Raw genomic sequence first — 13068 nt, 5'->3', positions numbered from 1 at the left:
CCCGTGGGACGGGTCACGGCGCTCGCTTGGCGGGCGGCTCTCGCGGCGGGGCTGGTGTGCGGGATCGGCCTGCTGCCGTGGCTCACGGACACCGACCCGGCGCGCACCGTCCTCAAGGCGCGCTCCGCCGACCGTGACCCCACCCCCGACGTCCTGGCCGCCATCCGCGCACAGCTCGGCCTCGCCGACGGCCCGCTGCACCTGCTCGGCCAGTGGCTGAGCGGACTGCCGCGCGGCGACGCCGGACGGTCCTGGATCTCCGGCGAACAGGTCACGCCCGCGGTGCTCCAGGCGCTCGGCGCGTCCCTGCTGCTGGTGACGGTCGCCCTGCTGGTCGCGCTCGCCACCGCCGCCCTGGTCTGCGCACCCACCCTGCGCCGGGGCGCCCGCCGCGCCCTCGCCGGGCACGCGCCCGCCCGCTCCGCGTCGGCGATGCTCGCCGCGCTGCCGGAGTTCCTGACCGCGTCCGTCCTCGCCACCGTCGTCGGCGTCCAGCTCGGCTGGCTGCCCGCGCTCGGCTGGTACGGGATCAAGTGGACGGTGCTGCCGGCGCTCGCGCTGGGGCTGCCCGCCGGGGCCGTCCTCGGCCGGCTCATGGACGACCTGCTGCCCGGCGCGTTCGCCGAACCCTGGGCGAAGGCGGCGACCGCGCGCGGGGTGCCCGGCCGGCGGATCGCCCGGCACGCGGTGCGCCGCTGCCTGCCCGGACTCCTGCCCAACCTGGGCCTGTTCGCCGTCGGCCTGACCGGCGGGGCGGTCGTCGTGGAGCAGATCTTCGACATCCCCGGCCTCGGCCGCACCACCCTCCAGGCCGCCCTCGCCCAGGACCTGCCCGTCCTCCAGGCGGGCACCCTCGCGCTGGTCCTGCTCGCCGCCCTCACCGCCGGCGCCGCCCGGCTCGCCGCCCGCCCCCTCCTCGGCCCCGCCCTGCGCGACGGCGCCCTGCCCACCCTGCACCACCCCGACCCGCCCGCGCGCAGGCTCCCGCCGCTCCTGTACGGCGGACTCCTCGCGGCCGTCGTCGCCGCCGGCCTGGCCCGCGACCCCCTCGCCATCGACACCACCCGGCGTCTGGAGGCGCCGTCGCCCGCGCACCCGTTCGGCACCGACGCCCTCGGCCGTGACCTGCTGGCGCGCGTCGCGCACGGGGCGTTCGACACGCTGCTCCTCGCGGGCGGGATCAGCCTCGCCGCCTACCTGATCGGGGTGCTGCTGGGGCTCGCGCCGAGGGTGTCGGGACCGCTCGTGGACACCGTCAACGCGGTACCGCCCGTCCTCGCCGCCCTGCTGGTCGCCGCCGCGTGGGGCAGCGGAGTGAGCACGCCCGCGCTCGCGGTGACCGTCGTCGCCTGGGCGCCGCTCGCCGCGCACACCTCCGCGCTCCTCGCCCAGGAGAAGGCCGCCGTCCACCTCGCGGCGACCCGCGCCCTCGGCGCCGGGCGCGCGCACCTGCTGCGGCGCGCGGTGCTGCCCGCCGTCCTGCCGCCCGTCGCCCGGCACGCCGCGCTGCGCCTGCCCGGCAACGCCCTCGCCCTCGCGACCCTCGGCTTCCTCGGCCTCGGCGCGCAGCCGCCGTCCCCGGAATGGGGGCTGCTGCTCGCCGAGAACCAGCCCTACGCCGAACGCGCCCCCTGGGCCGTCCTCGCCCCCGCCGCCGCCCTCGCGCTCCTCGGCGCGCTCGCGGTGACGGCCGTGGGCCTGCGCGGCCGGCGCCGAAACCGCCCGGACGACGACCTGCCCGCCCCTGAACCGACCGAACCTGTACGAGAGTTGGTAGCCGCCCGATGACCTCGACGACAGCCCTGGCGAAGACCGGCGCGGACAAGGTCCCGCTGTCGCCCCTGCTGATCCTCACCCAACTCGCCTTCAACGTCGGCTTCTTCGCGGTCCTGCCGTTCCTCGCCGAACACCTGGGCACCGGGATGGGGCTCGCCGGCTGGCTCGTCGGGTTCGTGCTCGGGCTGCGGACGTTCAGCCAGCAGGGGCTGTTCGTGGTCGGCGGCGCGCTCACCGACCGGTACGGGGTGCGGCCCGTCGTCCTCGCCGGGTGCGTCCTGCGGATCGCCGGGTTCGTGTGGCTCGGGTTCGCCGGGCACATCGCGTCCGTCATCGGCGCCGTCCTGCTCATCGGGTTCGCCGCCGCCCTGTTCTCGCCGGCCGTCGAGAGCGAGGTCGCCCGCCAGGCCGTCGTCTGGGAGGAGGACGGCAACGGGTCGCGCACGCGCGTGCTGGCGCTGTTCACCGTCGCCGGGCAGGCCGGGGCGTTCGTCGGGCCGCTGCTCGGGGCGCTGCTGCTGTCGGTGGACTTCCGGACGGTGTGCCTGGCCGGCGCCGGGGTCTTCGTCCTCGTCCTCGCCGGACACGCCTGGCTGCTGCCCCAGCACATACCCGGGCGGCAGCGGACCCGGGTCAAGGGCGGGGTCGGGCCAATGCTGCGCAACCGGCGCTTCCTCGCGCTGTGCTGCGCCTACGGCGCCTACCTGCTCGCCTACAACCAGCTCTACCTCGCGCTGCCCGCCGAGGTGGAGCGGGCGGCCGGGTCGCAGACGCCGCTGTCGTGGCTGTTCGCGCTGTCGTCGGCGCTGGTCGTCGTCGCCCAGTTGCCCGTCACGCGGTGGGTGGGGGACCGGCTCAGCCTGCGCGCGTCCATGGCGGGCGGGCTCGGGCTGATCGCCGCCGGGTTCGCGGTCGTCGCCGCCGCGCTGCCCGCCGGGGCCCAGGGGACGGCGGGGCTGCTGCCGGCCGCCGGGTTCGTCGTCCTGCTGACCTTCGGGCAGATGCTCGTCGCCCCCGCCGCCCGCGCGTGGGTGCCCGACCTCGCGGCCGACGGACGCCTCGGCCTCTACACCGGCGCCCTGTCCTCCGTCTCCGGGCTGATCGTGCTCATCGGCAGCTCCGCGACGGGAACCCTCCTCGACACGGGCCTGCCGGCGGCGGTGCCGTGGCTGGTGCTGGCCGCCGTGCCGGTCGCGGCGATCGCACTGCTGCCGCGCGCGGGCGGGACCACGCCGACGGAGCCGGCACGGACGCCGGCGGACTCCGGGGCACGCGCCGACACCCCGGCCGACAACCCGTCCGCCCCCGCCGAAGGCCCGGACGGCACGCGGCTCGCGTTCGCCGAGAGCCCCGCCGAGGCCCGGTCGGCCCCCGCCGAGAGCCCCGTCGGCACCCCGCCCGCCCCTGGCAAGGCCCCGGTGATTCCCCAGAACGGCCAAGGCGGGTGAAGACACGCGGCCGGCCCGCGTCGGCCGCCGCCACGGCACGCCGTGCGGCGCAGAGGGCCGCCCGCCGCGATCCCGCACCCCGCCGGCGCCGGAGGATGCGCGGTGGCGCGGGCGCGCTCGGCGCGACAGCAGTCGAGCAGACCCGTAGGGAAACACGCCCCCGCGGTCTCGCGCGGGCCCACACGAAAGGGCCCGGACCACCCCTGCGGTGTCCGGGCCCTCCCGCTGCGGATTCAGCGCGCCGCCAGCACCGCCGTCTCCTGAGCCACCGCCGTGACCACCGGCGCCTCAGCCACCGCCACCCGGGCCCCGGGCCGCGTCCGGAACAGCCACAGGACGTCCCGTCCGAACGACCAGATCAGCGCGGCCAGCGACGTCCCGGCGATCGCGAGGTTCGCCGCGTAGGGCAGCAACTGCGACCCGGCGAGCAGCAGACACACCCCCTGCGTCGCGGCGACGGTCTTGCGGGCCATGCTGTGCGGCAGCGCGGCGTTCAGCCACGGCCAGACGTACGCGGCGGCGACGAACACGTACCGCATGGCCCCCATGAGCAGCACCCAGGGCCCGAGCTGCGTGGACACGTAGACGCTGAGCACCAGGATCAGGAACGCGTCGACCTCCATGTCGAAGCGCGCGCCGAGCGGCGTGGACGTCCCCGTGCGCCGCGCCACCTTGCCGTCGACGCCGTCGAGGATCAGCGCGATCGCGGTGAGGCCGACCAGCAGGGTGACCGGCGGCGCGGACTCGAAGGAGTCGGCGACCAGGGCCGTCACCCCGCCGACGAGGGTCGCGCGGCCGAGCGTGACGCGGTTGGCGGGGCCGAACGTGCGGATCCCGGAGCGGTGGCAGGCGCCGGAGAGCAGGGCCCAGGTGCCGAGGGCGAAGACGAGGCCGGTCGCCCAGCCCGCCGTCCCCATGCCGATCACCGAGCCCAGCAGGGCCAGCAGCAGGATCTGCGCGCCCGCTCCCAGAGCGGTCTCCTGCTGGACCAGCCTTGCCTCGTACGTGTTGTTCAGGGCCACCGCACATCCTCCGGCCGAGTGACAGAGTCGATCATCGCCGCGTACTGTGCGCGGCCTGTGCCACATCTCGGTACGTGAACCGGATGCCGATCGTTCAGGAGGTTTCGCATGAAGAACGCCGCACGTGCGTTCTGGATCAGTCGTCCGGGGGAGGGGGAGCTGCGTGAGACGGCCGTCCCGGCGCCCGGCGAGGGCGAGGTGCTGGTGCGGACGCTGTGGTCGGGGATCAGCCGGGGCACCGAGACCCTGGTCTTCGGCGGCAAGGTCCCGGACAACCAGCACACGGCGATGCGCGCCCCGTTCCAGGAGGGCGACTTCCCGGCCCCGGTGAAGTACGGGTACCTCAATGTGGGCGAGGTCGAACAGGGCCCGGCGGACCTCGTCGGCCAGACCGTGTTCTGCCTGTACCCGCACCAGACGCGGTACGTCGTACCAGCTGACCGTGTGATGGTCGTACCCAAAAACGTTCCCCCCGAGCGCGCCGTCCTCGCCGGCACCGTGGAAACCGCCGTCAACGCCCTCTGGGACGCCGCCCCCATGATCGGCGACCGCGCCGCGGTCATCGGCGGCGGGATGGTCGGCTGCTCCGTCGCGGCCCTCCTCGCCCGCTTCCCCGGCGTCCGGGCCCAGCTCGTCGACGCCGACCCCGCCCGCGCCGAGACCGCCGCGAAACTCGGCATCGACTTCGCGCTCCCCGAGGACGCCACCGGCGACCTCGACCTCGTGATCCACGCCAGCGCCACCGAGGCCGGCCTCACCCGCGCCCTCGAACTCCTGCGCCCCGAGGGCACCGTCGTCGAACTCAGCTGGTACGGCGACCGGCGCATCGCGCTGCCTCTCGGCGAGGCGTTCCACTCGCGGCGCCTGACGATCCGCAGCAGCCAGGTCGGCACCGTCGCGCCCGCGCGCGCGAGCCGCACCTACGCCGACCGCCTCGCCCTCGCGCTCGACCTGCTCGCCGACCCCGCCCTCGACGCGCTGATCACCGGAGAGTGCGCGTTCGACGAGCTGCCCGAGGTCATGCCGAGGCTGGCCTCGGGCGAGATCCCCGCGCTGTGCCACCGGGTGCGCTACCCGGCGCCGCACGCCTGACCTGAGAAAAGAGGACCGGCCGCTGAACAAGGGGAAGCGGCCGGCCGTACTACACGGCATCCCCCGGCACGAGCGGTCCGGGGGACCAGACGCGCCGCACCTGGAGGGTCGTCCGTTGTTCAGTGTCACCGTCCGCGATCACATCATGATCGCCCACAGCTTCCGCGGCGAGGTCTTCGGACCCGCGCAGCGCCTGCACGGAGCGACGTTCCTCGTGGACGCCACCTTCCGCCGCGAGACGCTGGACGACGACAACATCGTCGTCGACATGGGGCTCGCGAGCCAGGAGCTCGGCGCCGTGGTCGCGGAACTGAACTACCGGAATCTGGACAACGAGCCAGATTTCGCCGGGGTGAACACGTCCACCGAGTTCCTGGCGAAGGTCATCGCCGACCGGCTCGCCGACCGGATCCACAAGGGCGCGCTCGGCGAGGGCGCCCGGGGCATCAGCGCCCTCTCGGTCACCCTGCACGAGTCGCACATCGCCTGGGCGAGTTACGAGCGTGCCCTGTGACCGACACGACCATCGAGCGGACGGCCGTCCGGCTGGAAAAGCTGGAGAAGCCGGCGAAGCCGGACACCGGCGCGCTCACCTACGTGCCCAAGCAGCAGCCCGTCGTACGGAAGAACGGCGACCTGATCCCGATGTCCCTGCGCACCGTGCACTTCGTGCTGCCCGCCGGCGTCGACGACCTCAGCCGGCCCAGCGGCGGCAACGCCTACGACCGGCGGGTCTGCCTCGACCTGCCCGGCTTCGGCTGGCAGGTGCGCAAGCACCTCGCGGCCGGCGCCTGGCCCCGGCCCGCCGACAGCGACCGCGACGCCCTCGCCCGCACGCTGCGCGAACTCCCGGACGGGGCGGTCGTCCTGCTCGACGGGATCGTCGCCTGCGGGGTCCCCGAGGTCGTCGTCCCGGAGGCCGGGCGGCTGCGGCTCGCCGTCCTCGTGCACCTGCCGCTCGGCGACGAGACGGGCCTCGCGCCCGAGGTCGCCGCCGAACTCGACGCCCGCGAGCGCGCCGTCCTGCGGGCCGTGCCCGCCGTCATCGCCACCAGCGACTGGGCCGTGCGCCGGCTCGTCTCGCACCACGGGCTCGCCCCCGAGAAGGTGCACACGGCCCCGCCCGGCGCCGACATCGCGCCGCTGGCCTCCGGCACGGACGGCGTCTCGCACCTCGTGTGCGTCGCCTCCGTCACGTTCCGCAAGGGCCAGCACCGCCTGGTCGAGGCGCTGGCGGCGGCGACCGACCTGCCGTGGACCTGCGACCTCGTCGGCGGCGTCGACCAGGACCCCGAGTACGTCGCCCACCTGCGCGAACTCATCGCCCGGCACGGCCTCCAGGACCGTCTGCGGATCGCCGGCGCCAAGTCCGGCGCCGCCCTCGACGCCAGCTACGCCGCCGCCGACCTGATGGTCCTCGCCTCGTACGCCGAGACGTACGGCATGGCCGTCACCGAAGCCCTCGCACGTGGCATCCCGGTGCTCGCCACGGACGTCGGCGGCGTCGCCGAGGCCGTCGGGCGCGCCCCCGACGGCGGTGTCCCCGGGATCCTCGTGCCGCCGGAGGACCCGGCCGCCCTCGTGGCCGAACTGCGCGGCTGGTTCAAGGAGGCGGACGTGCGCCGCCGCCTCAAGTCCGCCGCGCGCGGCCGGCGCGCCGCGCTGAACGGCTGGGCGACCACCGCCCAGAGCCTCGCCGGCGTCCTCGGCCGGCTTCCCCGCGAGTCCTGGAGGGCCGCATGAGCAGCGCCGACGTCATCCCCGGCGCCGGGCCCGTCGCGGAACGGGCCACCGTACGGCTGCGCGAGGGCGGGCCCGACGACCCGCCCCGGTACGCGCCCGAGTGGCTTCAGCTGCGTGAGCCCGCCGACGCGAGCGCGCGTGCGCTGGACCTGCTCGACCCGCTGCGCATCCGGCTCGCGAACCTGCCCGGCGGGAAGGCCGGGACCGTCGTCCACGACCTGGGCTGCGGCACCGGCTCCATGGGCCGCTGGCTCGCCCCCCGCCTCGACGGGGCCCAGCACTGGGTGCTGCACGACCGCGACCCCTACCTGCTGCACTTCGCGGCGGTCGCCTCGCCGCGCGCCGCCGCCGACGGCAGCCGGGTGACCGTCGAGACCCGGCGCGGGGACGTCGCCCGGCTGACCCCGGACGCGCTGAGCGGGGCCTCGCTGGTGACCGCGTCCGCGCTGCTGGACGTGCTGACCCGGGAGGAGATCGACGCGCTGGTCGACGCGTGCGTGGGCGCCGGGTGCCCCGCGCTGCTGACGCTGTCCGTCGCCGGGCGGGTCGAGCTGTCGGCCGCCGATCCCCTGGACGCGGAGATCCAGGACGCCTTCAACGCCCACCAGCGGCGCGACGGGCTGCTCGGGCCCGACGCGGTGACCTACGCCGCCGAGGCGTTCGACGCCCGGGGTGCGACCGTCAAGCTGCACCCCAGCGCCTGGCGGCTCGGGCCGGACGAGGCCGCCCTCACCGCCCAGTGGCTGCGCGGCTGGGTCGGCGCCGCCGTCGAGGAACGCCCCGAACTCGCCGCCCGCGCGCAGGAGTACCTTCAGGCGCGGCTCGCGGCCGCCGCCGCGGGCGAACTGCGGGTGGCGGTGCATCACACGGACCTGCTGGCGCTGGCCCGGCCGGTGAGGAGCGCCTGATGGCCGAGGGGTCGGGGGGTGTCGTCGGCGGGGGTGGGGTGCAGCCCGCGAGTCCGGGGCGGGGCGTGGAGGTTCTGCCCCGGGGGGACGGGGGTGAGGCGGACGGCGGCCTGGACGGGGCCGGTGTCGCGGGGGAGGACGGCGCCGGGGCAAGGGCCGGTGCCGCCGGGCGAGTTGACGTCGATCAGAGGGCCGGTGTCGCTGGGCAGGCCGGTGCTGTCGCCGGTGTCGCCGAGGGCGTGGGTGCTCCCGGCCGGCGTTCCTGGGTGCGGGCGCTGCGGACGCACTTCGGGACGCTCGCCGGGGTCGTCATCCTCGGGGTGCTGCTGTGGCGGATGGGCACCGGGGTCTTCCTCGACGGGCTGCGGCGCATCGACGCGGCCTCGCTGGTGCTCGCGCTGGCGATCGGCGGCGTCACGACCGTGTTCAGCGCGTGGCGCTGGGCGCTCGTCGCGCGCGGGCTGAAGATCCGGCTGCCGCTCGGCGCGGCCGTCGGCGACTACTACCGGGCCCTGTTCCTCAACGCCGCGCTGCCCGGCGGGATCCTCGGCGACGTCCACCGCGCGGTGCGCCACGGACAGAGCGAGGGCGACGTCGGACGCGGCGTGCGCGCCGTGTTCTGGGAACGGGCCGCAGGTCAGCTCGCGCTCGCCGTCGTCGGGCTCGCGGTGCTGCTCGCGGTGCCGTCGCCGGTCGCGGGGGAGGTGCGGCACGTCGTGCCGCTCGTCGCGCTCGCGGGGCTGGGCGTGCTCGCGGTGGTGGTCGCCGTGCGGATGAACCGGACGCCGGCCGCCGCGACGCCGTCGCCGCTCACCCGGCGCGGACGAAGGGTGCGGGGGATGCTGGCCGAGGCGCGGGAGGCGCTGCTGTCCCGGCGCAACGGGCCCGGCGTCGCACTGTCCTCGCTGGTCGTGCTCGCCGGGCACATCGCGACGTTCGTCGTCGCCGCGCGTGTCGCGGGGGCGTCCACCTCTGTCGTGCGGCTGCTGCCGCTCGCCGTGCTGGCGCTGCTCGCGATGGGCGTGCCGCTGAACGTCGGCGGGTGGGGGCCCCGGGAGGGGGTCACCGCCTGGGCGTTCGGCGCGGCCGGGCTGGGCGCGGAGACGGGGTTCTCCGTGTCGGTCGTCTACGGGGTGCTGTGCTTCGTCGCCGCGCTGCCGGGGGCCGGGGTGCTGGTGGTGCGGTGGTGGGCGGGGGTGCGCTCGCGGTCACACATCCCCGCGCCGTCCGTACCGCCCTATTCCCCCGACACCCGGGAACTCAGCAGCGAGAAATACGCCCCGAAGGAATCCACGAGGCTCGCCAGAAGCCGCTCCCCCTTTTCCGCGGAGCCGAGCGAAGGCCGGCCGATGACACCCGAATCGGTATAGGCGGACATTCCCGAGGTGAGGAGATGACGGCGGTCGTCGGCGGTGAAATCGGCGGACTCGTAGCCGGGCCTGACGACTTCCGGATGCGCGTGCAGAAGGATGGACGTCTCGATTTCACCGGCGTGCATGTCGGTGAGGAGGGAGGTTTCGACCCCCGCCGCGACGCGGGCCTCCTCCCAGTCCTCCGGGGCCGGGAAGAGCGCGAGGTGCTCGCCGCGCGCGGACGCCTCCTGGACGACGTTGCCGAGGACGTAGTTCCCGCCGTGCGCGTTGACCACGACCAGGCCCTCGACGCCGGAACGGCGCAGCGACGCCGCGATGTCACGCACCACCGCGTGCAGCGTGACGGAGGAGATGCTGACGGTCCCGGGCCAGTCCGCGTGCTCGTGCGAGCAGGCGATGGTCACAGGCGGAAGGAGGTGCACGGGATGCGCGTCCGCGATCTCCCGGGCGATGGCGCACGCGACCAGCGTGTCGGTGGCCAGCGGGAGATGAGCGCCGTGCTGCTCGTAGCTGCCGACGGGAAGGACCGCGATCCGCGTTGAGACAGCCGCCCCTCGCGTCCGTACGTCATCGGTGGTGTCCGTCGGCAGTGCCGAGGCCACCGTCCCACGCCCCGCCGCCCGTATTTCCGGACCACTCATCATTTCCCGCCCTTTCGACTCCCCATCGGACTCTTAGGAACCAGATCATGACAGAAAAAATCGGTGTACTCGGCAAGAAGACCCCGCAGCGCACGGGCGTGGAACGCGTGGTGAATGCCCCTCTGCCCACCGTCTACGGCAAATTCCAGGCCGTCGGTTACATGGACCACGACCGCGGTGACGAACAGGTCGCCCTGGTCTACGGCGAACTCGGCGCCGAGGACGTCCTGACCCGGCTGCACTCGGAATGCCTCACCGGCGACGCGTTCGGCTCGCAGCACTGCGAGTGCGGCGACCAGCTCGACTCCGCGCTGCGCGCGGTGGTCGCCGAGGGCAGCGGTGTCGTCGTCTACCTGCGCGGCCACGAGGGCCGGGGCATAGGACTGCTCGGCAAGCTGCGCGCGATGGCGCTCCAGGCGGAGGGCCTGGACACCGTCGAGGCGAACGTCGCCCTCGGCTTCCCCGTCGACGCCCGCGACTACGGCGTCGCCGCCGAGATCCTGCGCGACCTCGGTGTGCGCTCGGTGCGCCTGATGTCCAACAACCCGCGCAAGCGCGAGGCGTTGACGGACAACGGCATCGAGGTCGCCGAGGAGGTGCCGCTGCTGATCCCGCCGTGCGAGAACAACATCACCTACCTGCGCACCAAGCGCGAACGCCTCGACCACCACCTGCCGCACCTCGACGCGGTGGCCCACTGGTCCTGAACTCCCGTCGGCAGGACGGCAGTCGCACCCCCCCGGCCTCGGCACACGGGCCGGGGCCGCCGCCCACAAGGAGCCGCACGCTTGAACACGCATGCCTCGGTCGTCGTCATCGGCGGCGGGGTGATCGGCACCAGCATCGCCTGTCACCTCGCCGCCGCCGGGGTCCGCGACGTGGTGCTCGTCGAACGTGACGAACTCGCCGCCGGGTCGACCTCGAAGGCCGCGGGCGGGGTCCGCGCCCAGTTCTCCGACGAGGTCAACATCCGTCTGGGCGCCCGGAGTCTGGAGGCGTTCGCCCGCTTCGGCGAGGACACCGGCCACGACATCGACCTGCACCGCACCGGCTACCTCTTCCTCCTCACCACCCCCGAGGAGGTCGCCTCCTTCGAGGCGGGCATCGCCCTGCAGAACGCCCTCGGCGTCCCCAGCCGCCTCATCGACCCCGCCGAGGCCCGCCGCCTCAACCCCCTGATCACCACGGACGGCGTCCTCGCCGCCGCCTACTCGCCGGACGACGGCCACTGCACGCCCGAGGCCGTCGTCCACGGCTACGCGGACGTCGCCCGCGCCCACGGCGCCCGGATCCTGCGCCGCACGGCGGTCACCGGCATCGAGACGCGCGGCTCCACGATCACCGCCGTGCACACCACGATCGGCCGCATCACCACGAACACGGTCGTCTGCGCGGCCGGCGCCTGGTCGAAGTCGGTCGGCGAGATGGTCGGCGTCGACCTGCCCGTCCAGCCGCTGCGCCGCCAGGTCGCCGTCACCGAGGCCCTTCCCGGGCTGCCGCCCGGCCTGCCGATGACGATCGACTTCACCACCACCTTCTACTTCCACCCCGAGGGCCCCGGCCTGCTGGTCGGCATGTCCGACCCCGACGAGCGCCCCGGCTTCGCCACCGACACCCACGACCGCTGGATCCCCCGCCTCGCCGCCGCGATGGAACACCGGGCGCCCACCCTGCTCGACCTGCGCCGCACGGGCGGCTGGGCGGGCCTGTACGAGGTCACCCCGGACCACAACGCCCTGATCGGCGAGGCGAGTTCGGTCTCCCGCTTCCTGTACGCCACCGGCTTCTCCGGGCACGGCTTCCTCCAGGGGCCGGCCGTCGGCGAGGTGATGCGCGACCTGGTCCTCGGCCGCGTACCCTTCGTGGACGTCACCCCCCTGAGCGCCGGCCGCTTCGCCGCCGACGCCCCGCGCCCGGAGGCCAACCGCGTATGACCGCCGTCCACCTGTGGCTCCGTCACGAACCCCGCCCCACCGAACGCCGCACCCCCGTCGTCCCCGCCGACGCCCGCCGCCTGATCGAGCACGGCATCACCCTGACGGTCGAGGACTCACCCCAACGGATCTTCCCCACCGGGGAGTACGAGGCCGTGGGCGCCCAAGTCGCCCCCGCCGGCTCGTGGGTGGCGGCGCCGGACGACGCGGTGATCCTCGGCCTGAAGGAACTACCCGACGACCCCGACGAGTTGACGCACCGGCACATCTTCTTCGGCCACGCCTACAAGCAACAGCCCGACGCCGAGGCCCTGTTGACCCGGTTCGCGGCCGGCGGGGGAGCCCTGCTCGACCTGGAGTACCTGGTCGACGACACCGGCCGCCGCCTCGCCGCGTTCGGCTACTGGGCGGGCTACCTCGGCGCCGCCCTCGCCGTCCTGCACCACCGGGGCCGCCTCGCCGCCGAGTTGACCCCGACGGACGAGAAGGCGCTGGGGGAGCTGCTGAGCCCTGACTCCGGCGACCGGGACATCTCGGCCCTGGTGATCGGCGCCCTTGGACGCAGCGGACGGGGTGCGCGCGACGCCCTCGCGGCGGCCGGGATCTCACCGACCACCTGGGACCTCGCGGAGACCCAGGACCTCGACCGCGACGCCCTGTTGGCCCACGACCTCCTCGTCAACTGCGTCCTCGCGACCAGCCCGGTGCCGCCGTTCGTCCGGCCCCAGGACCTCGACGCCCCCGGCCGCCGGCTGCGCACGGTGTCCGACGTGACCTGCGACGTGGGCTCGCCGCTCAACGTGCTGCCGGTGTACGACCGGACGACCGAGTGGGCCGACCCCGTGCGGCGGCTGCGCGACGAGCCGCCGTTCGACCTGATCGCCATCGACAACCTGCCCTCGCTGCTGCCGCTGGAGTCGAGCACCGACTTCTCGGCCAGTCTGCTGCCCCAGCTCCTCGACTTCCGTACGGACAGCGGGCCTTGGGGGCGGTGCCTGGCGCGATTCGCGTCGGCGTCACGTGAACTCGGCATCAAACAGGGCTAGTCGGGAAGGGTCACAGTCTCGGGAGTGACGTCGGGGCGAAGGCGTCGAGGCGAAGGGGAGGCAGCGGTGGCGCAGCAGGTATCCG

The 13068-nt window shown here is 74.8% G+C and carries 11 protein-coding genes and 1 pseudogene; 10 read left to right on the top strand and 2 right to left on the bottom strand.

Going from position 1 to position 13068, the window contains the following annotated elements:
- Positions 1-3: 3 nt before the first annotated feature.
- Together IAG44_RS06855 and IAG44_RS06850 are read left to right on the top strand one after the other, a co-directional pair.
- The gene (locus IAG44_RS06855; protein WP_187746227.1) at positions 4-1788 is read left to right on the top strand and encodes an ABC transporter permease subunit; all 1785 of its coding nucleotides are present in this window, start codon (positions 4-6) and stop codon (positions 1786-1788) included.
- Positions 1785-3224 carry an MDR family MFS transporter gene (locus IAG44_RS06850; protein ID WP_246561555.1) on the top strand — a complete coding sequence of 480 codons (1440 nt, stop codon included), beginning with the start codon at positions 1785-1787 and terminating at the stop codon, positions 3222-3224. Before IAG44_RS06855 ends, IAG44_RS06850 begins: the two co-directional genes overlap by 4 nt.
- Before the next feature lie 233 nt (positions 3225-3457).
- Here IAG44_RS06850 and IAG44_RS06845 read toward each other — a convergent pair whose 3' ends face one another.
- Positions 3458-4246: a CDP-alcohol phosphatidyltransferase family protein gene (locus IAG44_RS06845; protein ID WP_187746226.1), complete on the bottom strand. Its 789-nt coding sequence runs from the start codon at positions 4244-4246 to the stop codon at positions 3458-3460.
- A 108-nt stretch (positions 4247-4354) separates the two neighbouring features.
- On the opposite strand from IAG44_RS06845, the gene IAG44_RS06840 reads away from it, so the two are divergent.
- From IAG44_RS06840 to IAG44_RS43360, 5 genes and pseudogenes are all read left to right on the top strand, one after another.
- Positions 4355-5338, top strand: coding sequence for a zinc-dependent alcohol dehydrogenase (locus tag IAG44_RS06840; RefSeq protein ID WP_187746225.1), 984 nt, complete (start codon positions 4355-4357; stop codon positions 5336-5338).
- A gap of 115 nt (positions 5339-5453) precedes the next feature.
- Positions 5454-5852: a 6-pyruvoyl trahydropterin synthase family protein gene (locus tag IAG44_RS06835; RefSeq protein ID WP_187746224.1), complete on the top strand. Its 399-nt coding sequence runs from the start codon at positions 5454-5456 to the stop codon at positions 5850-5852.
- Complete coding sequence (locus tag IAG44_RS06830; RefSeq protein WP_187746223.1) at positions 5849-7081, top strand: glycosyltransferase family 4 protein; 1233 nt, start codon at positions 5849-5851, stop codon at positions 7079-7081. Before IAG44_RS06835 ends, IAG44_RS06830 begins: the two co-directional genes overlap by 4 nt.
- On the top strand, positions 7078-7989 hold the full coding sequence (locus tag IAG44_RS06825) for a methyltransferase domain-containing protein (RefSeq protein WP_187746222.1): 912 nt from the start codon (positions 7078-7080) through the stop codon (positions 7987-7989). Before IAG44_RS06830 ends, IAG44_RS06825 begins: the two co-directional genes overlap by 4 nt.
- Positions 7989-9086, top strand: a pseudogene (locus IAG44_RS43360) (lysylphosphatidylglycerol synthase transmembrane domain-containing protein); the annotation flags it as partial. The gene IAG44_RS06825 and the pseudogene IAG44_RS43360, both read left to right, overlap by 1 nt.
- 140 nt (positions 9087-9226) lie before the next feature.
- On the opposite strand, the gene IAG44_RS06820 reads toward IAG44_RS43360, so the two are convergent.
- Positions 9227-10003, bottom strand: coding sequence for a creatininase family protein (locus IAG44_RS06820; RefSeq protein ID WP_187746221.1), 777 nt, complete (start codon positions 10001-10003; stop codon positions 9227-9229).
- A gap of 47 nt (positions 10004-10050) precedes the next feature.
- Here IAG44_RS06820 and ribA point away from each other — a divergent pair, with 47 nt between their 5' ends.
- The 3 genes from ribA (at position 10051) to IAG44_RS06805 (ending at position 12983) form a co-directional block, all read left to right on the top strand.
- Positions 10051-10710 (top strand): GTP cyclohydrolase II, encoded by a 660-nt coding sequence (ribA, locus tag IAG44_RS06815; protein ID WP_187746220.1) that lies wholly within the window; start codon positions 10051-10053, stop codon positions 10708-10710.
- Between the two features lie 81 nt (positions 10711-10791).
- A complete protein-coding gene (locus IAG44_RS06810; protein ID WP_187746219.1) occupies positions 10792-11937 on the top strand; it encodes an NAD(P)/FAD-dependent oxidoreductase in 1146 nt (381 codons plus the stop codon).
- Entirely contained in the window at positions 11934-12983 is a 1050-nt protein-coding gene (locus IAG44_RS06805; RefSeq protein WP_187746218.1) for a saccharopine dehydrogenase, read from the top strand. Before IAG44_RS06810 ends, IAG44_RS06805 begins: the two co-directional genes overlap by 4 nt.
- Positions 12984-13068: the final 85 nt, after the last annotated feature.

This window comes from Streptomyces roseirectus (assembly GCF_014489635.1).
In the GTDB taxonomy this organism is placed as follows: Bacteria; Actinomycetota; Actinomycetes; order Streptomycetales; family Streptomycetaceae; genus Streptomyces; species Streptomyces roseirectus.
The sequence above is the reverse complement of the archived record's forward strand: the minus strand, read 5'-3'. Positions and strand labels throughout refer to the sequence as shown.